The organism is Parapedobacter flavus, assembly GCF_035818675.1.
GTDB lineage: Bacteria > Bacteroidota > Bacteroidia > Sphingobacteriales > Sphingobacteriaceae > Parapedobacter > Parapedobacter flavus.
In genome coordinates this window covers 157,146-183,173 of the sequence record NZ_JAYKZZ010000015.1, presented here as the reverse complement: position 1 = coordinate 183,173, position 26,028 = coordinate 157,146, and the positions used below count along the sequence as shown (strand labels likewise).

21 protein-coding genes are annotated in these 26,028 nt (G+C 50.9%); 12 read left to right on the top strand and 9 right to left on the bottom strand.

Annotated features, from left to right (window positions below):
- Nucleotides 1-31 precede the first annotated feature (31 nt).
- On the bottom strand, nt 32-1,033 hold the full coding sequence (gene tsaD, locus U9S71_RS12985) for a tRNA (adenosine(37)-N6)-threonylcarbamoyltransferase complex transferase subunit TsaD (protein ID WP_326327937.1): 1,002 nt from the start codon (nt 1,031-1,033) through the stop codon (nt 32-34).
- A gap of 192 nt (nt 1,034-1,225) precedes the next feature.
- Between tsaD and U9S71_RS12980 the strand changes: the two genes are divergently transcribed.
- The 4 genes from U9S71_RS12980 to U9S71_RS12965 all read left to right on the top strand — a co-directional run bounded on the left by U9S71_RS12980 (nt 1,226) and on the right by U9S71_RS12965 (nt 8,075).
- Entirely contained in the window at nt 1,226-5,476 is a 4,251-nt protein-coding gene (locus tag U9S71_RS12980) for a translocation/assembly module TamB domain-containing protein (protein ID WP_326327936.1), read from the top strand.
- Between the two features lie 241 nt (nt 5,477-5,717).
- The gene (locus U9S71_RS12975; RefSeq protein ID WP_326327935.1) at nt 5,718-6,194 is read left to right on the top strand and encodes a cation:proton antiporter regulatory subunit; all 477 of its coding nucleotides are present in this window, start codon (nt 5,718-5,720) and stop codon (nt 6,192-6,194) included.
- Between the two features lie 13 nt (nt 6,195-6,207).
- On the top strand, nt 6,208-7,467 hold the full coding sequence (locus U9S71_RS12970; protein ID WP_326327934.1) for a cation:proton antiporter: 1,260 nt from the start codon (nt 6,208-6,210) through the stop codon (nt 7,465-7,467).
- Nucleotides 7,464-8,075, top strand: a complete 612-nt coding sequence (locus U9S71_RS12965) for a hypothetical protein (protein WP_326327933.1) — start codon at nt 7,464-7,466, stop codon at nt 8,073-8,075. Before U9S71_RS12970 ends, U9S71_RS12965 begins: the two co-directional genes overlap by 4 nt.
- Nucleotides 8,076-8,107: 32 nt before the next feature.
- Here the strand turns inward: U9S71_RS12965 and U9S71_RS12960 are convergent, their stop codons facing one another.
- Entirely contained in the window at nt 8,108-8,428 is a 321-nt protein-coding gene (locus U9S71_RS12960) for an iron-sulfur cluster assembly protein (RefSeq protein ID WP_326327932.1), read from the bottom strand.
- A 136-nt stretch (nt 8,429-8,564) separates the two neighbouring features.
- On the opposite strand from U9S71_RS12960, the gene U9S71_RS12955 reads away from it, so the two are divergent.
- The 3 genes from U9S71_RS12955 to U9S71_RS12945 all read left to right on the top strand — a co-directional run bounded on the left by U9S71_RS12955 (nt 8,565) and on the right by U9S71_RS12945 (nt 12,423).
- Entirely contained in the window at nt 8,565-10,049 is a 1,485-nt protein-coding gene (locus U9S71_RS12955; RefSeq protein WP_326327931.1) for an NAD(P)H-hydrate dehydratase, read from the top strand.
- 94 nt (nt 10,050-10,143) lie between these two features.
- Nucleotides 10,144-11,898: a DUF4091 domain-containing protein gene (locus U9S71_RS12950; protein ID WP_326327930.1), complete on the top strand. Its 1,755-nt coding sequence runs from the start codon at nt 10,144-10,146 to the stop codon at nt 11,896-11,898.
- A gap of 48 nt (nt 11,899-11,946) precedes the next feature.
- Nucleotides 11,947-12,423 carry a DUF5362 family protein gene (locus U9S71_RS12945; protein WP_326327929.1) on the top strand — a complete coding sequence of 159 codons (477 nt, stop codon included), beginning with the start codon at nt 11,947-11,949 and terminating at the stop codon, nt 12,421-12,423.
- A gap of 12 nt (nt 12,424-12,435) precedes the next feature.
- Here the strand turns inward: U9S71_RS12945 and uvrC are convergent, their stop codons facing one another.
- From uvrC to porW, 3 genes are all read right to left on the bottom strand, one after another.
- Nucleotides 12,436-14,241: an excinuclease ABC subunit UvrC gene (gene uvrC, locus U9S71_RS12940; protein WP_326327928.1), complete on the bottom strand. Its 1,806-nt coding sequence runs from the start codon at nt 14,239-14,241 to the stop codon at nt 12,436-12,438.
- Nucleotides 14,242-14,383: 142 nt separating this feature from the next.
- Complete coding sequence (locus U9S71_RS12935; RefSeq protein ID WP_326327927.1) at nt 14,384-16,633, bottom strand: penicillin-binding protein 1A; 2,250 nt, start codon at nt 16,631-16,633, stop codon at nt 14,384-14,386.
- Between the two features lie 33 nt (nt 16,634-16,666).
- A complete protein-coding gene (porW, locus tag U9S71_RS12930) occupies nt 16,667-19,567 on the bottom strand; it encodes a type IX secretion system periplasmic lipoprotein PorW/SprE (protein WP_326327926.1) in 2,901 nt (966 codons plus the stop codon).
- Between the two features lie 111 nt (nt 19,568-19,678).
- Between porW and U9S71_RS12925 the strand changes: the two genes are divergently transcribed.
- The 3 genes from U9S71_RS12925 (at nt 19,679) to U9S71_RS12915 (ending at nt 21,319) form a co-directional block, all read left to right on the top strand.
- Entirely contained in the window at nt 19,679-20,563 is an 885-nt protein-coding gene (locus tag U9S71_RS12925) for a M23 family metallopeptidase (RefSeq protein WP_326327925.1), read from the top strand.
- Nucleotides 20,564-20,594: 31 nt separating this feature from the next.
- Nucleotides 20,595-21,008, top strand: a complete 414-nt coding sequence (locus U9S71_RS12920) for a bactofilin family protein (protein WP_326327924.1) — start codon at nt 20,595-20,597, stop codon at nt 21,006-21,008.
- Between the two features lie 74 nt (nt 21,009-21,082).
- Nucleotides 21,083-21,319 (top strand): AtpZ/AtpI family protein, encoded by a 237-nt coding sequence (locus U9S71_RS12915; RefSeq protein ID WP_326327923.1) that lies wholly within the window; start codon nt 21,083-21,085, stop codon nt 21,317-21,319.
- Nucleotides 21,320-21,329: 10 nt separating this feature from the next.
- Here the strand turns inward: U9S71_RS12915 and U9S71_RS12910 are convergent, their stop codons facing one another.
- Genes U9S71_RS12910 through U9S71_RS12895 form a run of 4 tightly spaced genes read right to left on the bottom strand, consistent with a single transcriptional unit; the run spans nt 21,330 to nt 24,099 of the window.
- Complete coding sequence (locus U9S71_RS12910; RefSeq protein ID WP_326327922.1) at nt 21,330-22,268, bottom strand: DUF5777 family beta-barrel protein; 939 nt, start codon at nt 22,266-22,268, stop codon at nt 21,330-21,332.
- A gap of 21 nt (nt 22,269-22,289) precedes the next feature.
- Nucleotides 22,290-22,829, bottom strand: coding sequence for a YceI family protein (locus U9S71_RS12905; protein ID WP_326327921.1), 540 nt, complete (start codon nt 22,827-22,829; stop codon nt 22,290-22,292).
- Nucleotides 22,826-23,197, bottom strand: a complete 372-nt coding sequence (locus tag U9S71_RS12900) for a hypothetical protein (RefSeq protein ID WP_326327920.1) — start codon at nt 23,195-23,197, stop codon at nt 22,826-22,828. The genes U9S71_RS12905 and U9S71_RS12900 overlap by 4 nt, the downstream gene beginning before the upstream one ends.
- A 59-nt stretch (nt 23,198-23,256) precedes the next feature.
- The gene (locus tag U9S71_RS12895; protein ID WP_326327919.1) at nt 23,257-24,099 is read right to left on the bottom strand and encodes a hypothetical protein; all 843 of its coding nucleotides are present in this window, start codon (nt 24,097-24,099) and stop codon (nt 23,257-23,259) included.
- A gap of 160 nt (nt 24,100-24,259) precedes the next feature.
- On the opposite strand from U9S71_RS12895, the gene U9S71_RS12890 reads away from it, so the two are divergent.
- Together U9S71_RS12890 and U9S71_RS12885 are read left to right on the top strand one after the other, a co-directional pair.
- Nucleotides 24,260-24,847 (top strand): RNA polymerase sigma factor, encoded by a 588-nt coding sequence (locus tag U9S71_RS12890; protein WP_326327918.1) that lies wholly within the window; start codon nt 24,260-24,262, stop codon nt 24,845-24,847.
- A 22-nt stretch (nt 24,848-24,869) separates the two neighbouring features.
- A complete protein-coding gene (locus U9S71_RS12885) occupies nt 24,870-26,009 on the top strand; it encodes a hypothetical protein (RefSeq protein WP_326327917.1) in 1,140 nt (379 codons plus the stop codon).
- Nucleotides 26,010-26,028: the final 19 nt, after the last annotated feature.

The following is a 26,028-nucleotide window of genomic DNA, read 5'->3' as shown; positions in this document are numbered from 1 at the left end:
ATCATTTGTTCTTTTCTGCTTGTTTCCGCATTCAAATCGCATACCGTGCCATCGGCACAACCTCCTGTCCGACGAACGCCCGCGCGAGATATTTATGATGGCCGGCGATAGCAATCATAGCGGCGTTGTCTGTGCAATACTCGAAGCGCGGGACGAACACCGTCCATCCTTCCTTCTCGCCCAACGCCATCAACCCATTCCGTAGCCCCGAATTGGCAGACACGCCACCCGCAATCGCTATGTGAGACACGCGTGTTTCACGGGCTGCCCGCCGCAACTTGTTGAGCAAGATGGAAACAATACGCGACTGTACAGACGCACACACATCATTAAGGTGCGTCTCAAGGAAATCAGCGTGCTGAACCTGTTGCTGTTGCACAAAATAAAGAATGGCTGTCTTCAGTCCGCTGAAGCTGAAATTAAGTCCGGGCACCTGCGGCTCCGGAAACACAAATGCCTTGGGGTTGCCGTGCTGGGCGTGGCGATCAATCAACGGACCACCCGGATAAGGGAGCCCAAGGATCTTCGCTGTCTTGTCAAACGCCTCCCCTGCAGCATCGTCGAGTGTCTGACCCAACACCTTCATCTCGAAGTAGCTTTTTACCAAGACCAGCTGTGTGTGCCCCCCCGAAACCGTAAGGCATAAAAAAGGAAATTCGGGAACGGGTTCTTCGATGAAATGTGCCAAAATATGGGCCTGCATATGATTCACCTCAATAAGAGGAATGTTTTGAGCAAGCGCAAACGCTTTCGCGAAAGATGTCCCTACCAATAATGACCCCAACAGTCCCGGCCCACGTGTAAACGCTACTGCATCTATATCATTTTTATGTACTTTTGCATCGCGGATGGCCTGCTCAACGGTTGGTATGATATGCTGTTGATGTGCGCGCGATGCCAGTTCGGGCACCACGCCACCGAATTTTTCATGGATGGTCTGGTTTGCGATGACGTTCGAACATATCGTACCGTTGACGCTGATAGCGGCAGACGTTTCATCACATGAAGATTCAATGCCGAGGATAGTGGCCATGGTCGTTAATATTTCGCATTTAATGAAAGCAAAAATATCAAAAAAATCTTAAAAATATCGCTGTGGGCGCTGGCCGTTCTATTACTTGCATTAACGGTACTGACGTATGCGCTCCAATACCGACCTGTTCAGACTTATTTTGCCAAACGCGCTGCTAGCTACCTTTCCAACAAACTCCGCACCACCGTATCCTTGGATGGTCTTTATTTCAAACCATTCTCGTCGTTGGTTATCAGGGGGTTATATGTTGCCGATTTAGCTGGCGACACGCTGCTTTACACGGATCATTTAACAGCAAAGGTAAACCTTTGGAAAATACGTGATGGCGAGGTCATCATCAAGGAACTGGCGCTATCGGGCGGATCATTCTTTTTCCATCGACAAGGCGATAGCAGCAACCTTTCGTTTCTTGTCGATTATTTTCGACCTCACGCAGACAGTCGGGTCTCAAATGACCCGGGGCAGGTCAAACTCGAGGTCGGATCTGTAGACCTGTCCAACATCTCCCTTCGCTATGTACGCGGCGAGCACAGCGCAGCCGGGGGTATCAATTACCGGGATATCAGTGTCACCGAAATGAGTGGCCATTTTAACGATATCGACTTGAGCAGTCATATCTTTAAATCGAATATCGAAGGTCTTACCTTTCGAGAAAAGAGCGGATTCCGCCTTCGTGAAATGCGTGCGGCCATCGAAATCGACAGTACCTATATGGAACTTGGAGATCTCTATCTAGAGACGAACCGGAGCCGATTGGGTGATTACCTACGGTTTGAGTATGCCCAGCTTTCTGCATTTGAGCATTTCATGGATGAGGTAACCATTCAATTAAGGCTTAATCAAGCGCGAATCAACTCCAAAGACATCGAGTTTTTCGCTCCTGAGGTAGCCGTCACTCGTTTTGATATTTCCTTATCCGGCATGTTCACCGGAAAGGTATCGGACATTTCAGGGCAAGATGTCGTATTACGGATGGGCAACCGGACGCGGTTAATGGGCGATTTCGGTATCCACGGCTTACCGGATATCGAACATACCCTTTTCGATATGCAACTCCACCGACTAACCACGAACAGCGCAGACATCGAATCGCTGGTAGGCCAGTTGGGCCATACTCGTCCACTGGAATTACCCTCGATATTGGAGCGGATGGGCGAAGTAGCGTATCAAGGTGGGCTGGTGGGCACCTACCACACTTTCGAAGCTACCGGAACGCTGGAAACCTCCCTCGGCATTGCACATACGGCCCTCAACCTCAGCATCCGCGACGGAGGCCGGTATGCTGGAAAAATCACAACGCCCGAATTCGATTTGGGCACGTTACTCAAGTATCCACAGATTGGGTATAGCGGTTTTGACATCAACATTGCAGGCGAGGGGTTCGCCCCCCACGATATGAACAGCCATGTGGATGGCAACGTTTCGTATCTGGATTTAAAAGGTTACCGCTATACAGCCATCGATTTGGCGGGCGAATTTTCTGAAATGGAATTTGCGGGGAATATCGCGATAGACGACCCTAACTTGCGGCTACTTTTCGACGGCGGTATCAACTTTAATCCCGAACGACCCGAATATGCGTTTGACGCCACCGTTGCCTACGCCGATCTGACCAACCTCCATCTGTACCGAAAATCGCCGGTGGTGATCGAAAATGCAACAATTGAAAGCAACTTCAATGGTAATGCGCTAAACAACATGCAGGGCGACCTGTCTCTTTATGACGTTCGCTTTCAAACAGATTCGTCACATTATACCGTTGATTCGCTCGTAATCGAAGCCAGTGGTAATGAAGCTCATCGGGTACTTCATCTACGCTCAGACCTTGCAGAAGCCACCGTAAATGGCGAGATGGACCTGACCACGCTTACCAGCTATTTCAAATCGGTCGCTATGCAGTATGCGCCATCGCTCGCGCTGGCGATTGGCCCAATCGGAAAACAGGCGTTCGACCTCAACCTTGAACTCAAGGACACGGAACCGGTTACTGCCGTATTCGCCCCTAAACTCACCGTGGGCGCCGGTGCATTGATGAATGCCCGGTTCTCTTCCGGCGACCGTACGGCAACGATCAACTTCATCGTTCCGGAACTGTCGTATGGCTTGATTGACATTGACCGGTTAATCGTGGATGAATCGGCCGACGAAGGCGCTTTGCGATTGTTGGTCACAGCCGATCGAATTAGTGCCACCGATAGCTTGTACATCAATAACGTGAACCTGTCGAACGTGATGGCTGGCGATAGCCTTCGCTTTAACTTAAAACTGTCTGACATCACGGCGAGCAACCAACTGGATTTGAATGGCATAGTGAATTTCCAACGGGGTTTACCGACACAAGTACGCATGTTACCTTCTGCACTGGTGCTCAACAACGAACCCTGGCAGTTTAAAAACGAAGCGACCGCCTACATAAACAACAGCGAAATCGACGTACGTGGCTTCGAAATATCCAATCAGGGCCAAACAGCCCGCCTGGAAGGCATCATTTCGGGCGAAAGCGACCATCCTATTTCGTTTACGTTCAAAAATTTCAACCTAAGTACGTTCAACCCACTGATGGCATCATCATCGATCAAATTCAGCGGCATCCTCGATGGGCATATGGATGTATCTTCGGTATTGAACAACCCCGTTGCCGTAGCGGATATGGCCGCAACCGACATACATCTCAACCAAACGGCCATAGGCGACGCCGTGTTGCAGGCCGATTTCGATCGCGTGAGCGAACTGGTCAACGTCAACTTAAGGGCAGCGCGCGATGGGATAGAAACCGTTAGCGCGGTGGGTACATACGATGCCGCGGCCGAAATCGACAAACTCAACGTCAAGGCACATTTTAACCACAGTGAGTTGATTCTCTTTCAACCATTGCTTGGCAAACTCGTGTCCAACCTCAGCGGAACGGTCTCGGCCGATCTACAGGTTTCGGGCACGGCACTAGCACCCCAAATTAACGGCAGTTGCCAGCTGCATGATGCGGGCTTCACCGTTAACTACCTAAAGACACCTTACCGGATAGATGACGAGTTCATACTGACCAATAGCACCATCCATTTAAAAGATTTGGTGATCACAGACCCCGGGAATAACCGGGCTATTGCCAACGGACGTGTAGACATGAGCAATCCGTTGGTTCCCGACGTTCGCGTAACGGTGGATGCAACCAACTTCCTCGTATTGAACACCACCTTCCGCGATAACCCATCGTATTATGGAACCGCGTATGGAACCGGGAGGTTCTCCTTCAATGGCCCAACAAACGCGATGCAGATTAGCATTCAGGCCGGTACCGGTGCATCCACACGGTTTCATATTCCGCTCAATACGGTGGGCACAGTGAGTGACAACGATTTCATCCGGTTTATTAGCCACGACACGTCGAGTACGCCGCAAACACGCCCGCGGCTATTTCAAGGGCTTAGTATGAACATGGATCTGGAGGTCACACCCGACGCCGAAACCAGCCTCTACACCGATCTGGGCGAACTGACGGGCCGTGGAGAAGGTACGCTTTCCCTACGGATGTCGAGCTTGGGCGATTTCGAGATGTTTGGCGATTACACCATCAATACCGGTAAGTTCACGTTTACCGCACAGGACTTCATCAACAAAATATTCGAAATTGACGAAGGTGGAACTATCCGTTGGACCGGACAGCCCACGGATGCAACGATTAATCTCGCGGCTGTGTATGGCCAACGTACAAGCTTGGCGCCGCTGTACAATGCGGCCGGACGGGAAACCATTGAGCAACGGGTACTTGCCCACGCGGTTATGAACCTCAATGGCAACCTGATGCGGCCAGACATTACATTTGGGCTCCATTTCCCGAATGATCCGTATGTGAACGATGAGTTACAGAGCTACCTAAGCGACGCAAATAACGTGAACCAGCAGGCACTGAGCCTGATTGTGCGACGGAGTTTCTCGCCCGGCTCGGCAACGGATTTCAGCCGCGAACTAAACAATACATTGCTTAGTGCGGGCACCGAACTGGCTTTCAACCAACTGAACAATCTGATTTCACAATCGCTGAATATCAAGTTTGTCGACTTAAATATCCGTTCGCTCAACGATGCGAGCGCCTCCCTTCGCTTTTTCAATGATCGATTGATTTTTACAGGTGGCGTTGCCGACATGAGAAATGTCAACGACCTCAACGTATTCAGTGACCGTATCGTCACCGATGCTGAACTACGCTACCTTATCCGTAAAGACGGTCGCTTGGTATTACGGGGTTCCAACAGGTTGAACAGTCGGAATTTTCTACCACTTACGATCAACGAAAATTACGTGAGTGCGCTCGGATTGGTTTATCGACAGGAGTTCTATACATTTCAGGAATTTTTTAGACGCCTTGTAAGCATCCGCCAAAAGGGGGAAGAGACGGAAACGGCCACCAATCCGGAAGAAAAATCAGGCGTTCCTGAAGAAGATTAAACAACTTACACATAAGTTTATATAATTTATAATAATGAACTGATTAATAAAATATTATGAAATCTACTTAAAGTCATCATATTATACTTAACAAAACCACCACACTCAACTAAAAACCAACAACTTACTTAACGAAATCATGTCATAACGTCACAGACGCGTATCACCCCGTATCGGCGGTTCTGGGCGTACTCAAAAAAATCGTATCTTTGTGTGATTTTTAACTTAGGGAGAGACAACTATGTCAATTGTAAGAGAATCAGACCTGATTGGTATCGGCAAAAAATACCAGATTGAAACCGAGGCGGGGGATCACATGGTCGTGGTTATCCACGACGATGGTCGGCGGGAGCTTTACCGCTATGACCAGGAGGAAAGTGAGTCCAAATGTGTGATGACCCTTTCTGATGAAGAATCGCGCCAAGTGGCCGGAATCATCGGCGGACTATCCTACAAACCCAAAGCACTTGAGACCATCGAAGTCGCGCTTGACGACCTCAGCATCGAATGGATAAAAGTAAGCAAGGATTCGCCGAGTATCGGCAAGTCCATTGGTGAACTGGAAGTACGTAAGCGCACAGGCGCATCAATCATCGCCGCGATAAGAGAGGGCGACAGCATCATCAACCCGGGACCAGACTATGTAATGAATGCGGACACCACCATGGTGGTTGCAGGCAAACGTAACCACATCAAGGTGATCAAAGAAATACTATAGCAGAAAAAAGCGGATGGCGTCACACACTCTGATATTTGAAATCGGTATTGCCGTAGGTTTAGTCGCTCTCGTTGGATTGATTTCCAACAGGCTTCGGTTTTCGGTAATCCCCTTTTTCATATTGATTGGTATGGTGCTCGGACAGCACGCGCCTACGTTCGGGAATATAGACCTTACCTTTACGGAAAGCAAGCCATTCATCGACTTCATGGGGCGTTTGGGCGTGCTTTTCCTGCTCTTCTACCTCGGATTGGAGTTTTCGGTAGGCAGGCTCATCAAATCGGGGAAATCCATTGTCACCGGCGGTAGTTTTTATGTCGCCCTCAATTTTTGCTCCGGTCTACTCATTGGCTGGATGATGGGACTGCCCTTCAAGGAAGTCATGGTTCTTTGCGGCATCATGACCAGCTCTTCGACCGCCATCGTGGCCAAGGTATTGACCGACCTGAAACGGACGGCCAATCCCGAAACGGAGGTGATCATGGGCATGATTATGTTCGATGACCTCTTTATCGCCATGCATATCTCGTTCCTATCGGGCTTGATATTGACTGGGAGCAGCTCTTTTTGGACGGTGGCGGGCACGTCGCTGCTCGCTTTAGGATTCATTCTCGCCTTTCTGATCCTTGGCCGCAAATTGGTACCGGCCATTGACAAGGTGCTCCAGGATAAAACGTCTGAACTATTCGTTTTGGTCATCTTTGCCCTGCTCTTTATCGTCGCCGGTTTTTCGGAAACCATCCACGTGGCCGAAGCCATCGGTGCATTGATGGCCGGACTGGTACTCGCCGATTCGCAATACATTAAGCGCATTGAGCAGCTGGTCCTACCCTTCAAAGACTTCTTCGGTGCCATGTTCTTTTTCAGCTTCGGGCTCTCTATCGATCCCACGACCCTGAGCGGTGCCGTACTGTGGGCTTCCATCGCCGCGTTAGTGACCATCGTTTGCAACGTGGCTTCCGGCTATTTCGCTTCCCGTTTCTCGGGCTTAAAGAAACGCAATTCAGTAGATATCGGGTTCACCCTCGCGGCTCGAGGCGAATTCTCCATTATCATGGCCAATATCGGCAAGGCGGGCAAACTCCTCCCCGTCATCCAATCATTTGTCGTGGTGTATGTATTGATATTGTCTATTGTGGCCCCGCTGCTCACCAAAGAATCCCGCACCATCTGGAACACCTTATTTGGCAAAGGAAACGTTGATAAAAAGCCCGCGAAGACGCTAAGTGACCTCGAAAAACAAGCAAGTGACAACGAAAACAGATCATCATGAAACAGGTTTCCACCTTATTAATCCTGGCTGCGTTAGCCGCCTCCTGTGGCAACGCATCCAAGTCGGATAAAGGCAATCCCGACACCATCCCGCTGTTTCAAATTGTCAACAACCCTGAGCATCCAAAGCATATCGCTTTACGGCTCGTGAACCGCATGGACGGCGACACATCCATAACCTATGTTGCCAAAGGACTGTATCGAGAAGACACCGTTGGTTTTCATATCGAATTGGACAAACAGATCGCTGCTGGCATCAATACAGATGGGGCGGTAAACGAAGACAGTGGCTTCACAACCGGATCCATCACATTTATGCGTGCAGGCCCCGAAAGCGATCGGTTCACCGCCGCATTGGCCGAGTTATGGCATGTGGACGACGTGACCCGGATGAAAACTACTCCTGTAGAACCGTTGGTATTCTCGTCCAACCACATCGCACTAGACCACGATAAGTCGTTCACCTATAGTTTCAAGTTATTTTTTGCTCAAGATGCACCTGTGCCGGGAGAAGTATTCTTTACGTTCGACACATTCAAGAAGACCATCGAATTCCAGGAAAAAGATATGCAATACCGGTCGCAGATTGTCCACTCTCTTGGCGAATAGCACCTATAAAGAGGCCCAGGCCGAAAACGCGATTACATAAACCCGAGCTCCAGCCGGGCCACCTCGCTCATCATGCTTTTATCCCAAGCGGGATCAAACGTAAGTTCGACCAAGGCTTGGCTCACGCCCTCCACCGCCCCTACCTTACGCTGCACTTCGTCGATGATGTCGCCAGCCACTGGGCATCCGGGTGCAGTGAGCGTCATGACCACTTTGGCAATACCGCCCTCCTTGGTAATCAGCTCATATACCAAGCCCAGTTCAACAATATTAACGGGTATCTCCGGATCAAAAATGGTTTCCAGCGTTTCGGTAATGGCTGGAGCTAACTGTAAGGGGTCGTTGACAATCATGCTTTTCCTGTATTACGGTTCAACAAACTTAATGTATTTATTCGACTTCGTTGCCATGTTCTCCATTCTTGACATTTCGCCCATAAACCTGTACCTTTAATTAAACAAAGCGCGAGTGAAGAAATAAACAACGTATATGAAGACCATCATGACCGCTGCGCAAACGCGCGATGCAGACCGCCATACCATCGAGCAAACGCCCATCACCTCGCTGGACTTGATGGAAAATGCGGCAATGGCCTTCACCGCAGCGTTCATGCAGCTATACCCCGACAAGCACACCAGCATATTGGTATGTTGTGGCACCGGAAATAACGGTGGCGACGGCCTGGCTATCGCCAGATTGCTGCAAGCCAAAGGCTATGATACCATTGCCGTGTGGGTTGCGCGGTATGCCAACCATGAAAGCGACGGGTTTGCTGCAAATCTCTCCCGCCTGCACCTCACGCCCATACCCGTCACCGAATTTTTCCCTGCAGATGAATTCGCGGATATCCAACAACGGGTGATTATTGACGCATTGTTGGGTTCGGGACTAAACAAGTCTTTAAATGGCGATTGGCTACGACTTGCACAATACCTCAACCAAGCGCATCGGCATGCGGTTGCTGTAGATATCCCCTCCGGATTGCGCGCCGATGGTGTTATGCCGGCAAACGAGTATGCGGTCTATGCCGATGAAGTGATTACCTTCCACCGGCCTAAACTCAGTTTCTTTTTTCCCGAGTCGGCCCGCGCCATGGCTCGCTTCCACGTGGTCGACATCGGAATGGACAACAATTTCATTGAGCAATTGCCGTCCAACTACCGACTGGTGGAAACCGCCGACATCCAGCATATATATCGCCAACGGGAACAATTCTCCCATAAAGGCACATACGGCCATGCGTTGATTGTAGCAGGCTCGAGGAGTACCATGGGTGCGGCCATTCTTGCTTCCGGCGCGAGTGTATATGCCGGCGCCGGACTTACCTCGGCATGTACCCCCCAAGAGGGGTTGGCTGCACTGAACACCAGATATCCCGAAGTGATGTTCTGCAGCCACGAGGACGCAGACGCCTGGGAGAAGAAATTCGATGCAGTAGCCATAGGGCCTGGACTTGATGTACCGGACTTGAATATACAACCTACGCTCATCAACGGATCAAAACCGCTCGTTATCGATGCCGATGCATTATCCTTTCTTGGAAAAAAACCGAAGCTGCTTCAAAAACTACCCAAGCAAAGCATCCTTACCCCTCACATGAAGGAATTCGACCGACTGTTTGGCCAGCACAACAGTTGGTGGGAACGCTTACAAACGGCCCGCGAACAAGCCGTTGCCCTCGACGTAATCATCATCCTGAAAAACCGATACACCTTTATTGCCCTACCCGACGGCGATGTAGCCATTAACCCCACCGGCAATCCGGCCATGGCTAGCGGCGGCATGGGTGACGTGCTGACCGGCATATTGGTGTCATTTTTAGCACAGGGGTACGCTCCGCGGGAAGCTGCCTTACTGGGATGCTACCTGCACGGGCTCGCCGGCGACCGGCTGCATGCCGCTGGAATGGCAATCGTACCAGCAACACGCATCATCACAGAACTTCCTTATGCCATTGCTTCATTGAACGATTGACCGGCGACGGTAAAACCAAACAATCGATTGCATACCGAAAAACATTGCAAAACCCACATGCATTCCGTAGTATTGAGGAAATTATTAGACCAAGATGAATAAAAATTATATCCTACCACTAGCCTGTTTGGCCTTGCTAACGGCATGTAATCCATCCCGCCCGGTAAAAACCTGCGAAACATATGCAGAAGCACCCGATCCGGATACGACACATGTCGACTGGTCGGCCGTCAACGGTTTGAACTATGCATTCGCCACCATCGATAAGCGGTATCCCAAATCGGCTATACCCGAGGTCGGATCATCCACAACGTGGCAGGGCAACGGCTGGCGCGGAGAGCGTATATCCGCGCAGTTGCTCCTGTGGTCTGACCGGCCCGTCGATCAGATCGAATTTGACTTTTCCCCCTTCACCGCTGAAGATGGGTCCACCATGGCGGGCTCCATCGGTACAGCGCGTTTCGTACGGTATGTGCTTACCGATGCCTTTGCCAATGGCTGCGGTCGCCGTAAACCCGAAGATTTCCCGGTGTCGCTATCCGCCGATGTGTTGGACAATGTCGACTGTTTCGATATGTCGGGGGGAACCACCCTACCCGTATGGCTGAGTTTTGACATCCCTGCGGATGCAACACCAGGCACCTATACCGGCACATTGAGTTTGCACGCCCAGGGCGAAGGAACCAAAAAAATGGACTTATCCATTGAAGTGCTTCCACAGCTACTGCCCGCGCCAAGTGAGTGGGCTTTCCACCTCGATATGTGGCAACACCCCTCGGCCGTTGCACGCGTACATGGCGTAGAGGTCTGGTCGGAGGAACACTGGGAGTTGATGAAGGTGCCCATGAAGATGCTAGCCGATGCGGGGCAGAAGGTTATCACTGCTAACCTCAATAAAGACCCATGGAACAACCAGTGCTTTGACCCTTACGAAGACATGATCGTTTGGACCAGGAAAGCAGACGGTCAGTGGACGTATGACTATGCGGTTTTTGATCGCTGGATTAACTTCATGCTGGATCTCGGGGTAAACAAGCTCATCAATTGCTATTCGCTGCTGCCATGGAACCATGAAATCCATTACATCGACGAGGCAACCGGCGATACGGTGAATGTGAGCGCAAAACCGGGAAGCCCAGAATTCACGGAGCTCTGGACACCCTTCCTCACCGACTTCCGCGACCACCTGGATGCCAACGGTTGGCTGTCGTTCACCAATATCGCCATGGATGAGCGTTCGCCAGAGGAGATGAAAATCGCACTAGCCCTGCTAGAAAAGGTTGTCCCCGAGTTGGGTGTGGCCCTGGCCGATAACCACAAAAGCTACCAGCAATACCCCATGCTGAACGACATTTGCGTAGCATTCGGCGCCGATTTTGCAGAGAACGACTTAGCCTTTAGAAAAGAAAAAGGACTAATAAGTACATATTACGTGTGTTGTGCTGACGAATTCCCAAATGTGTTCACGTTCTCCGATCCTTCCGAGGCCGTTTTCATGGGGTGGTATGCACGCGCTACCGATCTTGATGGATATTTACATTGGTCTTACAATTCGTGGACCGAAAAGCCACTGACCGATTCTCGGTTCCGCACATGGCCCGCTGGCGACACGTATGTCATCTATCCCGATGGCCGGAGCTCCATTCGATTTGAGCGCATCCGTGAGGGCGTTCAGGACGCCGAGAAGATAAGGATATTGCGCGAACAATTCACGGCGGCCTCCGATACTGACAAACTAACGATACTGGAAGAAGAGCTGGCGAAGTTCAACATCAAATCGGCACCCGATTCTACCACCGCCGCGCTGGTTAACCATGGGAAGAACGTGCTCGAAAAGTTAAGCAGATAGACCATTACACTAAAATTGCTGCCTCTATAACAAAAAACACTTGATATTATGGAAGAGAACAACCATGTAACGGCTGTAGCGAATGTACCACCGGAGCCACCGTTGGTTATCAACAATGAAATCCACTTATTCTTATCCGAAACCGCGAAATGGAGTAAATTTCTAGCGATTGTTGGTTTTATCATGGCTGCCTTGATTATTTTGGCAGGCATTGCATTCATGATTTTTGGATCGGCGTTTGCCGCCCAACTACCTGCACAATTTGCCTTTACAGGCATGATTGGTGTCATTTATGCAGTCATGGGACTACTATATTACTTTCCGGCCAAGTATTTATATGATTTTTCGACATACGCGCACCAGGCATTGGCCATACAGAATCAAGAAGCTCTTGTCTATGCTTTCTCCAAATTGAAATCCTTCTATAAGTTTTGGGGCATCATGATGGTCATTGTACTGGCAGTATACGGCGTTGCCCTCGTTTTCGGGGTACTCGGAACCTTGGTATTTAGTGCCATGAACTAGTTCAGTTGTCGTTCATTCGAGCAGGGCGGCGAAATAAGCTTGTAACGCGGTTACTTGTCGCTCGTTCAAAATTTGCCGGAGTTGCTCAGGCGCGGCCTCCCGGATTTTCTTTACCGATTTGAAGGTTTTAAGCAGCTTCTCTGCCGTCGTTCGACCGATTCCGGGAATACTTTCCAGTTCCGTACGGAAGGTATTTCGGCTCCGTTGATTGCGGTGGAAGGTAATACCAAAGCGGTGGGCCTCATCGCGGAGGTGCTGGATGACCTTCAATGTCTCTGACTTCTTATCGAGGTATAGGGGGTACTGATCGCCAGGATAGTACAGTTCTTCCAGTCGCTTCGCAATACCGATCACAGTAACCTGCTTATCGATACCCAACAGCTTCAGGCTCTTCAGCGCAGAAGACAATTGGCCTTTGCCCCCATCGATGATGATGAGCTGTGGAAGCGTCTGCCCCTCGTCCAACAGCCGTCGATACCGCCGATGCACAGCCTCCTCCATTGTCGCAAAATCATTGGGCCCCTCGACGGTTTTCACATTGAAATGGCGATAATCTTTCTTTGAGGGTTTCGCATCTTTGAACACCACGATAGCCGAAACCGGATACTTACCTTGGAAATTGGAATTATCGAAACACTCGATATGCCTTGGGAGTACATTCATCCGCAGGTCGCGCTGCATCTGCGTAAGGATGCGGTCGGTCTTCAGTTCGGGGTTGAGCTTCTCGTATTGGTTGAGCCGCTCCTTTTTGAAGTACAACGCATTTTTGAGCGATAATTCCAGTAGCTTCTTCTTCTCGCCCTGCTTCGGCACGGTAAACCGAAGGTCTCCGGTATCGACATCGAGCGCAAATGGCACAAGGATTTCCTTGGATGTGCTGTTGAATCGTGCTCGTATTTCCGAAATCGCCAAACTTAGCAATTCAACTTCACTCTCATCCAGCCGCTTCTTCAACTCCACGGTCTGCGTTTGGATGACCACACCATTCATCACCTTCAGGTAGTTGACAAACGCATACTTTTGGTCGGCAGCAATGCTAAACACATCGACATTCGTGATGGAAGAGTTGACCACGGTCGACTTGCTTTGGTAACGGCCCAACAAGTCGAGTTTACTCTTCAAATGATGGGCGTATTCAAAATTCAATTCAGAAACGGCAGCATCCAGTTGTTCCTTCAACCGGCGGATAACCACACTGATTTTACCATTGAGAATATCGCGGATATCCTTCAAGCTATGTTCGTAGTCTTCCTCCGTTTGGTACGCTTCACATGGCCCTTTGCAATTGCCGATTTGGTATTCCAGGCACACCCTGAACTTGCCACTGGCAATGTTCTCCGGTGTGAGCGACAAGTTGCAGGTACGGAGGGGATAGAGCTCACGGATGGTATCCATGATGGCGTGCATCATACCCACCGAAGCATAAGGCCCGAAATACCTGGAGCCGTCTTTGACGTATTTTCGGGTTGGGAAAACACGGGGAAATCGTTCATTTTTGATGACAATCCAAGGATAGGTCTTATCATCCTTCAATAGCACGTTATACCGTGGTTGATGCTTTTTGATCAGGCTGTTTTCCAACAGCCATGCATCTATCTCGGTATCGACGATGGTAAAGGTAATGTGGTTGATTTTGCGTACCAGCACGCGGGTCTTGCCATTCAGCTGGCTGGTCTTGACAAAATAAGAACTTACCCTGTTTTTGAGGTCTTTTGCTTTTCCGATATAGATGAGTTCGCCATCGGCGTCCCAATACTGGTAAACCCCCGGCCGGTGCGGTATCTGCTCAAGTACTTTACGGTAGTCAAATTTGGTCACTGCTATCTCCTTTCACACTCCATTCACGCAAAGTGCGCGGAGGTTCCACGCAAAGTACGCAAAGAAGACGTATGCAAAGAACCCTCAGCGGCCTTTGCGTGAAAGATCTTAGCGACCATTGCGTGGACTTTTTAATCGTTACTCAAAACCCAAGCCGGTCGTCCAACTGCGGCTCTTCGCTCGGTCTGAATTCTTCGTATTTACTGCAATCTAACTCCTTGGTAAGCCCCCCTTCCGGCAATGGGAAGTCGCCTTGCGTATAATTCAATGTCGTGTCGGCATAGACCTTCTGCATATAAAGGGCAAACACAGGGAGCGCTGCCTGCGCGCCCTGTCCTTCTGCCATCGAGGCGAAGCTGATGCCCCGATCTTCCGCACCTGTCCATACGCCGCTCACCAATTCGGGTGTGATACCAATAAACCAAGCGTCTGCATTATCGTTGGTGGTACCGGTTTTGCCACCGATGGGGTTGTTAAGGCCATAGCGCCAACGCAGGCGCCCACCCGACCCATTCGCCACGACGCTCTTCAGCATGTCGACCATGATGTAGGCGGTCTGGCTATTCAACACCTTGGAAACCCGTGGTGTGTTTTCGTAGATAGGCATGCCGTTCTTATCTTCGATGCGGAGGATATAGGTAGGCTCTACCCATACGCCATGGTTCACGAATGCCGAATAAGCGCCCACCATGTCGTATACCGAAGCTTCATAAGCACCCAGCGCTATCGAAGGAAACTCGGGTACGTCGGAAGTAATGCCCATGCGCTTGGTCAGTGCCGCCACCGGTGTCGCCCCCACTTCGTCGATCATATAAGCCGTTGCGTAATTCTGCGAGTGGGCCAGGGCGGTGCGGAGCGTAATGGGACTACCTGCTGAGTTGTCGCCACGGGGCGACCAAGCATTCGGGCCAGTGCCGACCGTGATCGGCACATTGGGCACTTTAAAACAGGGCGAATAACCATTGTCGATGGCCACTGCGTAGGTAAAAGGCTTTGCCGTAGACCCTACCTGCCGCGTACCGGTTTTCACCTGGTCGTACTTGTAGTGTTCGAAATTGATGCCACCTACCCATGCGCGTACATAGCCGGTATGAGGTTCCATAGACATGAACGAATTCCGAAGGATGAGCTTGTTATACCGAATGGAGTCCATCGGCGTCATCACCGTATCTTTATCACCATCCCACGTAAATATCGTCATGGGTGTTGGCGTCTCGAAATCTTTCTTGATTTCCGATTCGCTTTTGCCCGCCTGCTTCAGCACCCGATAGCGATCGGAGCGCTTCATGCCCGTTTCCAACAGCCTTGCCTTGTCGCCCCGGAAGGGGTCACGGCTTTTCCACTGCCTATCAAACGATGCCTGAACCGTCGTCATCCATTCTTTCTGCGCCGCTTCGGCATAGGCTTGCATCTTGGAGTTGATGGTTGTGTAGACCTTGAGCCCGTCGCGGTCCAAATCATACGGGCTTCCGTCAGCCTTCGTGATCGATAGCTCTTTGAACTCCCGCTGGATTTCCCGTTTCATCACCGCTCGAAAATAGGGGGCTAAACCGTCGCCATATTCCGATATGTTCATCGACAGCACCCGTGGTTTCTTCTGCAATTCCAACGATTCTTCCCGGGTGACGTACCCGGCCTTACGCATGTTCTCAATCACTACGTTGCGGCGCCGGATGGCATTTTGCGGATAGCGCACCGGCGAGTATATACCCGGCCCTTTCAGCATACCCACCAGAAGGGCTGCTTGTGTAATGCTTAGCTTATCGGGCGTTGTATTGAAGTACGTCCGGGCAGCCGATTTGATACCGAACGTGTTGTAGGCACCAAAATCGACCGTGTTGAAATACATTGTGATGATCTCTTCCTTCGTATAGTTGCGCTCGAGGCGCACGGCGGTTATCCATTCCTGGAATTTCTGGATGATGCGCTTGCCGGTACTCCGCGCACGCCCTTCGGAAAACAAGTTGAGCGCCAATTGCTGTGTAATAGTACTCGCTCCTTGTCGGTTGCCAATCAGGTTATAAAAAATAATCGTGAATGTACGTCGATAATCGATTCCCGAGTGGCGGTAAAAACGTTTGTCTTCCGTAGCGATCAGTGCCTGCACCAAATAGGGCGAAAGTTCATCGTAACGCACTTTCGACCGGTTCTGTACGTAGTAAGTACCCAGCACCATGCCATCCTCCGAGATAACCTCAGAGGCAAGGTTACTCTTCGGGTTTTCCAAATCGCGGAACGTCGGTAATTTACCGAAAAGCCCCACGCCCACACAAAAGATAAATAAAAAGCCCAATAAAATGATACCGATAAGTATCTTCCAGAAGGTACGGGTATACCGGCTGATTTCGTCCTTTGTTAGCTTGTTGTTATCGTTCTTTTTTTTGCTGTTCATTCTTCTACTTAAAACGCACGCTTAAGCGCGCACTTACCTATCCAACTGATCTTGATATACGGCATGGTAATCGTCTATCTTATTGAAATCAGATAACGTGCCAAAATTTGTTTCGGTAATCACAAAGGTGTTATACAGATCCCCCGGGATTTTCATGATATCGGGTATAAGCGGTAAAATCCGCGTTTCATACCGCTTGGCGTCGTCGTAGTTATTAAATGGTCCGATGTAAATCAACTGGTTTTCATCGCTGACGGCTTTCAACTGGTGGGCGATGTCCTGTTGGGCATACCGTGTTCGGTTGAATTGACCGATGCCGAAACGCGACGGTGCCAGGTTAACACGCCCATTCATTACGTTCACCACGAAATAGTAGATTGCCGAATCGGGCAGCAATGCCAAATCACGGTATACATTAGCGCCCAATTCACCGACTTCCGCCACTTTGGCCAGCTGTTGTTGCGTTACCCCAACCCCACTCCCTAAGCCATGCATGCCGGCTACCCCCGAGCTTCCGGCAGCAGCAACATCCAGTTCCCGGCGTGGTCTGGGCGGCTCGGGCCCACGTTTAATCACGAGTTGCGGCCACAGGGTCATGGTCGGTTCATCGACAAACCGCTCCCTACCTTCAACGATGGGTTGCAACGCATACTGGCGGGTAGACAGGGTGTCCCGGTGGGTTGTTATGAATTTCAGGTGCTGGTTCACTAGTGGGGTAATGAGGCTGTCATCGGGAAAATCTGCTACCAACTCCTTCAATGCGGTTTCAAATGTATCAATCGTGGATATCCGCCCCAAAGCCAATGCCCGCAGATAAGCCAGTTGGCTCAATGTCTGCCGGCGTCCGGTCCCTTTATCGAGTATAGAATTAATCTCGTCGATTATCTCGTGGTACTCCTGCGCGGCATAGCGTGTATAGGCCGCTTCATATACCTGATCCAGCACGCGTTGCTGCTGTTCCAGTTTGGCCAGGTACATCGGGTCGCGGATGATATGGCTGTACCTCGAATCAGGAAAATCAGCTAATAGTTTCTCGCGGTAGTGGGATACTTTTGCGGCATCAATGTCGGTATACAGTCGATAGAGGTTGTAATACAACAGGGGTACATCTGCAGTGGCCGGGTAGCGGGCCAACAGTTCTTCGTAGGTACGAATCGCTGCTTCGTTGTCGAGCAATTCATCGCGGTAGCTATTGCCAATCCGCAAGAGGGCTCCGTGTATGAGGGTGTCAGAAGCCGCCAATTTTTCATCCGTATCAGGCAGTTCCCCCACGTACGCCTGCTGGAGTTCGGCAGCCCATGTAGCACTATCCACCTCCATGGTATCTTGGGGCAGGGTAACTTCGGTATCGGCAGTAGCTCCGTCAGTGATTGCGGCCACAGCGCTCCCCCCAGCCATATCGCTAAACCGCCAGTTATCCTTCAGTTGACGGTTGCCCCACCGACGTCGGAATTCCGCCTGCCCCATCCCCATGGCATCGGGATTATTAAAGTAAAACCGGTTATCGGTATACGTTGGTGTCGCAGCCATCATATCATCAAACGGCGAAAAGCGCGTCGACCGGGTGGATTTTTCTTCCGTTGGTTCTTTCTTACTGGCTTGGTAGTGAGCCCATCGGCGAGCGATAAGGCTATCCAGCTCAACCTGGCGCTGCACCTCATCCAGCCCCGCCAAATATTGCAAACTATCTTGATGCGCTACGATCCGCAATTGCGTAATCAGGCCATCTAAATTGGCGATTTTCCGCTGCACTTCCCCCGCTTGGGGAAAATCGACAGGCAGTACCATGCCAACGCTATCGTAGTAAAGCTTGGCCGTAGGGTAGTCTGCGGCATGAAAATAATGGTCGGCAAGTTCCAGATAGGTCAGCGTGGTCTGGTACCGGTTGTTACTTTCTTGCCGCAGGGCCAGCTCGTAATTAGCCAGCGCTTCCAGCAGGTGGCCGTCGGCATAGAAAATTTTAGCGATCTGGTAATAAATCTGGTCTTTGAACTCCTTGTTCTTGCCGTCATGCAGCATACGCCGCAGCAGTTTCACCCGTTGTTCGCCAGTGCCGTTTTCGGCCGTCGCTAAAAACACGCGGTTCAGCCCGGCATGAAACGACATTTCGTAAGGCGCATTGCTGCGTACCACTTTGCTGTAGTGGTCGTATGCGTCTTCCGCACGATCGTGTTTCTGCAACAGCTGCCCCAATAGGAAATGCCACCGCAATTTGGTGGGTTTGTGCCGGGTATGCTCGATGGCTTGCTCCAGCATCGTGATTGCAGATACTTCGTCGTGTACAAGGAGGTAGTACTTCGCTTGCGTAGCGAATGCCAGCCCCACCGATTTCTTCTCGGCCTCGAGGCCGGCAAACACGGTATCCAGCACCAGTCCGGCCTGGGTAAGGTTACCCAGCTGCATCTGGGAGCGTGCCTTCCAGACCAAGGCAGCCTGCCGGTATTCAGGCATATCGGCAAACGTATTAGCCACATAGGTAAAAAACTCCACGGCGTTGTAGTAGTTCCCTTTCAAATGGTTTGCCTCGCCGGTAAGCAGGTAAGCCTCGTTGATGTATTTACTTTTCGTTTTAGTATTGATGATATTCCGCGCCTTGCCAATAACAGAATCCATCAATTGTGCGTTTGACGTCGCGGTGGCCTCGGTAGGTTCGATGAGTACGGGCAGCAACTGCTGGTAATTATCGTGGTGCGCCTCAAAATTCTGGCGCGTTACATCGGCAATGATCTTACGGCCATGGTAGACGATGTTGAACCGAGCCGTCAGGTTCTCCATCATATCATACTTGACTTCGCTTTCCTTTTCCCGGTTCGCTGCACACCCGGCCAAAATACAACACGTCAGTGCGCCTGCAACGATATGAAGGGCCGAAATGGCCGACAAGTGCCGAAAAAATGAATATATTTGCTGGGAATGCACATGCAAAAATATCATTTATTTTCGTCTGTATATAATTATTCATTAATTGCTTACTTTTAATGGTATTCACGAATACGTCGCCATTTATTTCATGTTGTCGTACCCCTTACCTAGAAACGTGGTGCTATGGCTAAACAAAAAAACAAGCTGTCGAAAATACTCAACGCCCGTTATAAGGTCGTGGTACTCCATGAAGATACCTTTGAGGAAAAGGCAGCTTTCAGGGGTAAACTATGGTACTGGATAAGTGGCACCATATCGGCCATCATTGTACTTGTGGTACTCACCATCGTCCTCATCCGGTCCACATCACTACGTGAATACGTTATCGGCGACTCGCTCAGCGGGTACGAGCGTACAGCCTTGCTGGATACATACGCCCGGATCGACTCGATGGAGCAGATAGCCCGTGCGCAGGAACAATACCTCAATAACATCAAGCAGGTGATCAGTGGTGAAGTTGGCGAAACCGCCGCAGAAGCACAGGAAGAACACCCCGTGAGCGACGTGACTGCACCATCGGCCTCCGGGGCTCCGGAAGTAGGCCTCTCGGAAGACGAGCTGGCCTTGCGCGAGCTGGTGGAATCAGGCGCACCCTACGACCTCCCCGAAAACCCCGGGCCTACCCGTACGGGCATCGCATCCTATACATTCTATAGCCCCATTAAGGGGATCATCAGCTCGAGTTTCAGTGCCCAGGAGCAACATTATGCGGTGGATATTGCGGTGAAACAGAACGAACCCGTGCGCAACACCCTGAGCGGCCACGTGGTTTTTGCGTCCTATACGCCCGAGACCGGGTATGTGGTCATCGTACAACATGGCAATAATTTGCTATCGCTGTATAAACATTGTGCATCAATTATCAAAAAAGTTGGTAGCTTTGTTCGTGGTGGGGAAGTGATTGCGTTTGCCGGGAATACAGGATCGTTGACAACCGGTCCGCACCTCCATTTCGAGTTGTGGTACAACGGCAACCCAGTGAACCCCACCGATTACATCGCTTTTTGATAACCATATGTTTACCTGAGCATCTATCCAAATGTTTACAAACAAAAAAACCGAAAAATTACCCGAAACGCGGAGCAGCAGTTTTAACCTGATTGCCAGCGGGACCGAAATTAATGGCGACATCACGACTGCGGGCGACCTGCGCATCGATGGCCGCATCAACGGCAACGTCTCTTGCACCGCCAAGCTCGTCATTGGCGACGGCGGCGACATCAACGGAAACGTCAATTGCTGTTCTGGCGAGATTTCAGGCACTGTGCAGGGCCAGGTTATCGCCAAGGAAGTCCTTCAACTCAATCAATCGGCGCTGATCCAAGGGGATATCGAGGCCACGCGGTTCATCGTTGAGGATGGCGCCTCCATCAATGGCCGGTGTACGACCAGCCGCAGTTTGGCGTTGCCCGAACGCCAGCCCGAAGTGAAACTGATTTCGTATGAAACCTGACATGTCAGTGCCTACTGATTAAAAGGCGATGACATACAGGTTCCATGAGGCCGTTAAAAACAAACTATTATCGAATGAACAAACCGAAACGGTTACCGACTAAAGCGCTGGGCAAATACGCCTATTTCAGCGGGGTGGGCATCCAGATGCTGGCCATCATCGGTGTATTCACCTACATTGGATATCGGATCGACCAATCGCGCGAGGCCGAAACGCCCATCTGGACAGCGCTTTTCGCACTAGCGGGGGTTTGTATTAGCATGTATACGGTAATACGGGCGGTGACACACCGCAATAAGAAAGACTCCTAGACCGATACCGTCACAACGAAAACCGCCTGGAGATGGTAAACCCCCATCGGAACTGTCCTTTGGTCCATGATGAGGTGGTTTCCGGAATGTACTGCATCTCCTGGATGGCCGTGGCATTGGTAAAATTGAGATTGAACACATGGCCGCCGGTCTCGACTTCCAAGCCGATGCCCAGGGGGTTGTAAAGCGCGGTGATGGCTTCCGCATACCGTTCCTTGCTTGCCGCCGATCGGAACGACAGGAAATAGTCCATCACCAGCGCCATACGCCTGCTCACCTTCAACCGCCCACCAATCCCCAGAGCAAACAGGTTATCTTGACCATCGTAATCCGCCGTGGTATTCCTACGGATATACGTGGGATGCACGGCCAGCGACAGTGCCGAGCCGAATTTACGGGCAATGATCAATTGCCCTACGATATTGAGCCGGTTGGCAAATTGCCGGTACGAGGTAGCTTCACCATCATTCTGCCAGTCGGCTTGCACGCCGGGGATGGTCATACTGGCGTAACCCGTTAGGGTAAGCGGCACCTTGCCATCGACCGTTTGCCGCAGCATCCGGTATTTTACGTTCATTTCGTATAACTGGGCTACTTGCGTAGCACCCTTGGCGCGGGCGATACCGACACTCAGATCGTCCGTTATCCCATACTCAAACCCGATTTTGATATCCGTGGAATTATCCAAGCCGAAGAAATTCTTGGCACCGCCGTTCGCGCCGGCAATATCGCCGAAACGGTGGTCTACCTTGAAATCGAGCTCGCGTTTATGGATGGTCTCGGGCGATTGGCTATTGATGATGCGTGTCGTCTTGAAGGTAGCTTCCACTACTTCACGGGTATGGCTGCTACTGTCCGCAAGGGCCGCCTCCAGGTCGATCTGCGCCGTTACCGGAAGTGAAAAGGCCACGGGCATGAGTAAGCGTGCCGTACTTTTAATCAATCGCATAGTCTTCATAATTGTTAGGAGTTACTTACTAAACGCTGCGGAAACCTTTACTTCCACCACTTCGGCGATGTTCTTGATAACAATACGGGGAATCCTCACATCGTGGTCGGCCACCCGCACATTGAACTTGGCGGTGGCCGTTACCGATGCTCCCCTTACCGTGATGGTTGCAGGAATCGTGTACCGCTTTCCGACGCCGTGTATATCCAGCGTGCCCACCACCGTAACAGGGTACGCACCGTCACTGCGCCAGTCGACAGGCTCTTGGATTTTACCGTTGAAGGTGGCGTGGGGAAACCGGTCGCTTTCCATGTAATTCTCGTTGAAATGTTCCTGCATGAGCCGTTTTTTGAATGCAAAAGTCTTTATCGCCACCTTGAATGCAATTTCACGGCGGCCGGTATCGAGCGCCGACGCCGCCTTTTCGGTTACCGCAGCGATATTCTCAAGGGGCGCTTCCGAAAAAAAAGATATTCGGCTTGCCTTGTCGATCAATAAGCCCTGCGCCTCCGCTCGGAAGCACAGAGCCATTGCGAAAAACCAAACGTATACCTTTATCATTGCGGTGCCCCCTTATCGATCCATGCCTTGAGCAATTCGCGTTCGCGGGTAGACAAACTCCCGTTTTTGGGCATCACCCTGCGCACGATCACCGCGTCATTGATCCGCTCGATATTATCTTTCACCGAATTGAAACCCGACAACACCCACTGCGAGGTTCCTTCCCCGGAGCCCGCATGACAGCCACTGCACTTCGTCTGCAGCAAGCTGCCCGCGAAGTTGGTGTAGGTCACATTTTCGGTTGTTACTTCATCACCGCCGCCATTTCCGGGCGGATCGGGGTCGGGCGTTGGCCCATCGCCTTTACCGCATGCTATAAAACCGAGTGTTAGTAAAAGCGCAGATATTTTCCAAAAAATTATTTTCAAGGGTGCCATCATTTTGTCCGTTAGTAAATAGTAGAAAACGTCAAGGGGTGGGTTTGTCGTTAAGGCGCTGCGGCTTCCGGCGAATCGGCGTTCAGTACCGGCCAAATGCCGACTGCGGGAAAATCAACCCCTTTGTTTTCACCGCGGGCGGCATCTTGGCCGAAATAATAAAGTGGCCACCCTTTATAGGTCAATTGCGTGCGCCCATGCACGGTTATTTCCTCGAAATCGGCGGGATCAAGTACCGATGGAACGGATGCCAATCCCGCTTCATAGATGGGCCATACACCATTATTGGAGAAATCGGCATTTGTGAAATTGTTGACGTTATACCGATCCTGGACAAACCCGTACAGTGTACGCCCGTAAGCATCAACCAGGTACCGTGTTTGGCCTTCGCCCGGTGTAAGGTCGTCGGTATAAAGCATACCATCCACCCCTACCAATTGGTGTTGCACCACCATCACCGAATAGTCGGGTTTTGCCACAAACCAATTGTTACCCACGCCATCTCCGCCGATAGCTCCGGGCGCGGTATCACTGGCATAATAGTATAACGGCCACCCTTTGTACGTGGATTGCAGGGAACCGTTGGCTAGGGTGATGGTACCGACATCATCGCTATCGATAGCCCCGCTGGCAGCGGCATTCGGGCTATAATAGGCAGGCCATATCGAGGCACAATTGCCTGCACATGCCGAGCTTCCATCGGCATCGCGGGCGAAGAAATATAGCACCATACCTGCACTGTCGGTCAGTACCTGCCCGTGGGTGGCATTGGTTTCAACAAAAATCCCCACTTTGGCCTCCGGCTCGACCGGATTGTCTTTTTTACAAGCGGCGATAGGCAGGCAAATCAGCATTGCCGCCCACCCTACCCATTGGTTGCGATGTGCTTTCATAACGCAGCGGATCATGTGATCTTTTTTGAATCGTTCCATACTTGCAATACGGAACAAGTGCCAAATAGGTTGCTTCAGAAGCGCAGGAAAAAAAAATAAAAAATGCAGGCAACCTTTTGCACCGAAACCCCGTATTATTGTGTAAACGAAATAAAATAGCTTGCCGACAGTAGTAAATGACGACGCCGTACAACAGCATATTGCCGGTTGCTTGAAATACGATAAGCAAAGCCAGTATGCGTTGTTTAAGTATTTCTATAGCTTTGCTATGGGGATATGCCGGCGTTACGCGCGCCAGTCGGATGAGGCGGCAGACATCCTGAACGAAAGCTTCTTGAAAATATTCAACCGCATGGAGCATTACGATGCATCCCGACCGTTCAAGACTTGGATAAGCAAGATCGTCACCAATACGGCGATTGACTATTACCGGTCTTCGCTCAAATTTGCGCAACACGACGAAATCGAAGCATACGAACACCTCAGCGATAGCGAACGTATATATGACAACTTAGCATACAACGATTTACTGGCGATGGTCATGTCGCTCAGTCCGGCGTACCGAACGGTTTTCAACCTGTATGCCATAGACGGATACAGCCATCAGGAAATTGCGGAATTATTGGGTATCACCGTAAATACATCAAAGTCAAACTTACATAAGGCACGCAAAAAACTACAGGAGTTGGTGGAGGATGGCCGCGACACCGGGTCGCTTAAACAAGCCGCAAAGGCAAGCGGCCGGTAAACGGTAGCAAAAGGAATGTGAAATGGAAGAGAAACACCCCATAGATAAACTTTTCAGGGACGGCTTAAGCCAGACCAACATTCCCTTTGATGAGGGTGCCTGGACTACCCTGTCACGAAAAATGCGTCCGCGCAAGCGATGGCCCCTCCTGATCGGTATCGGCAGTGGCATAGCCGCCGCCATGGCCATCGCGACCATTTTGCTATTCGGTGAGCGTGAGCTGGAGGTAGCACGTCCTGAACACCATGCCGTATCGCAGCAGCCAGTCGCACCGCCACAACCCGAAATACCAACGCCCGGTGTGTCCGCTTCCGTCGACGCTACCGATTCGGCAGTAACTGGCATTAAGCTAGCATCAACACCTGTCGTTAACCCACGACCAACGGGTGTCGAGTCAGCCCTTGCCCCTACGCCTGTTCGATTACAGGAACTGACCACGACCACCTTTCCCAACGGTCTTTACCTCGGACCGCAGCGCGTAACCATAGCATTGCCGACGCGCTCACTTCAGAAACCCTATATACCTACTGATAACCAGCCGTTCCCTACCATCCGAAGAGGGAACCGTGGGTGGACATTAGGCATTATCGCTGCCCCCGACTTATCGGGCACACAGCCCTTCCGTGGTAAACTCAGCGGCAACTTGGGACTTATGGCTACCTATCGTCTTAATGGATGGATCAGCATCAGCGCGGGAGTACTTTATGCCAAAAAAATATACCAAGCCGATTTTGCGGACTACCGTCCCGCCGGCAATCCGCTCTATGCCCAATACACACCGATGACCGTGGATGCCGATTGTAACGTACTGGATATTCCAGTGAATATCAATATTGACATCGCACGGCAGCAGCGCGCAACGTGGTTTGCTTCCACTGGAATATCCAGCTACCTAATGCTCAAGGAAACGTATGATTACACCTATCCGCCGCACCAGTATGGCGACTTGGAGCAGCTCACGCTACGCAATCAGAACCGCCATATCCTGGGCATAGCCAACTTGTCAGTGGGTTACCGCCGGCAACTTGGGGGTGCCGTAAGCCTTACCGTACAACCATTCGTCAAAGTGCCGCTTACGGGGATCGGCAACGGCAAGCTCAAACTTTATTCTTCCGGAGTAGCCCTATCGGCTGATGTGGACCTTACCCGCAGGGTTAAGTGACATTCAAATAGGCTTATTT

Bases quoted from the DNA above. Each gene is read 5' to 3' on its own strand.
- tsaD (WP_326327937.1), bottom strand. From the start codon at position 1,033: ATGGCCACTATCCTCGGCATTGAATCTTCATGTGATGAAACGTCTGCC.
- U9S71_RS12975 (WP_326327935.1), top strand. From the start codon at position 5,718: ATGTCAATTGTAAGAGAATCAGACCTGATTGGTATCGGCAAAAAATAC.
- U9S71_RS12970 (WP_326327934.1), top strand. From the start codon at position 6,208: ATGGCGTCACACACTCTGATATTTGAAATCGGTATTGCCGTAGGTTTA.
- U9S71_RS12965 (WP_326327933.1), top strand. From the start codon at position 7,464: ATGAAACAGGTTTCCACCTTATTAATCCTGGCTGCGTTAGCCGCCTCC.
- U9S71_RS12960 (WP_326327932.1), bottom strand. From the start codon at position 8,428: ATGATTGTCAACGACCCCTTACAGTTAGCTCCAGCCATTACCGAAACG.
- U9S71_RS12955 (WP_326327931.1), top strand. From the start codon at position 8,565: ATGAAGACCATCATGACCGCTGCGCAAACGCGCGATGCAGACCGCCAT.
- U9S71_RS12950 (WP_326327930.1), top strand. From the start codon at position 10,144: ATGAATAAAAATTATATCCTACCACTAGCCTGTTTGGCCTTGCTAACG.
- U9S71_RS12945 (WP_326327929.1), top strand. From the start codon at position 11,947: ATGGAAGAGAACAACCATGTAACGGCTGTAGCGAATGTACCACCGGAG.
- U9S71_RS12935 (WP_326327927.1), bottom strand. From the start codon at position 16,633: ATGAACAGCAAAAAAAAGAACGATAACAACAAGCTAACAAAGGACGAA.
- porW (WP_326327926.1), bottom strand. From the start codon at position 19,567: ATGATATTTTTGCATGTGCATTCCCAGCAAATATATTCATTTTTTCGG.
- U9S71_RS12925 (WP_326327925.1), top strand. From the start codon at position 19,679: ATGGCTAAACAAAAAAACAAGCTGTCGAAAATACTCAACGCCCGTTAT.
- U9S71_RS12920 (WP_326327924.1), top strand. From the start codon at position 20,595: ATGTTTACAAACAAAAAAACCGAAAAATTACCCGAAACGCGGAGCAGC.
- U9S71_RS12915 (WP_326327923.1), top strand. From the start codon at position 21,083: ATGAACAAACCGAAACGGTTACCGACTAAAGCGCTGGGCAAATACGCC.
- U9S71_RS12910 (WP_326327922.1), bottom strand. From the start codon at position 22,268: ATGCGATTGATTAAAAGTACGGCACGCTTACTCATGCCCGTGGCCTTT.
- U9S71_RS12905 (WP_326327921.1), bottom strand. From the start codon at position 22,829: ATGATAAAGGTATACGTTTGGTTTTTCGCAATGGCTCTGTGCTTCCGA.
- U9S71_RS12895 (WP_326327919.1), bottom strand. From the start codon at position 24,099: ATGAAAGCACATCGCAACCAATGGGTAGGGTGGGCGGCAATGCTGATT.
- U9S71_RS12885 (WP_326327917.1), top strand. From the start codon at position 24,870: ATGGAAGAGAAACACCCCATAGATAAACTTTTCAGGGACGGCTTAAGC.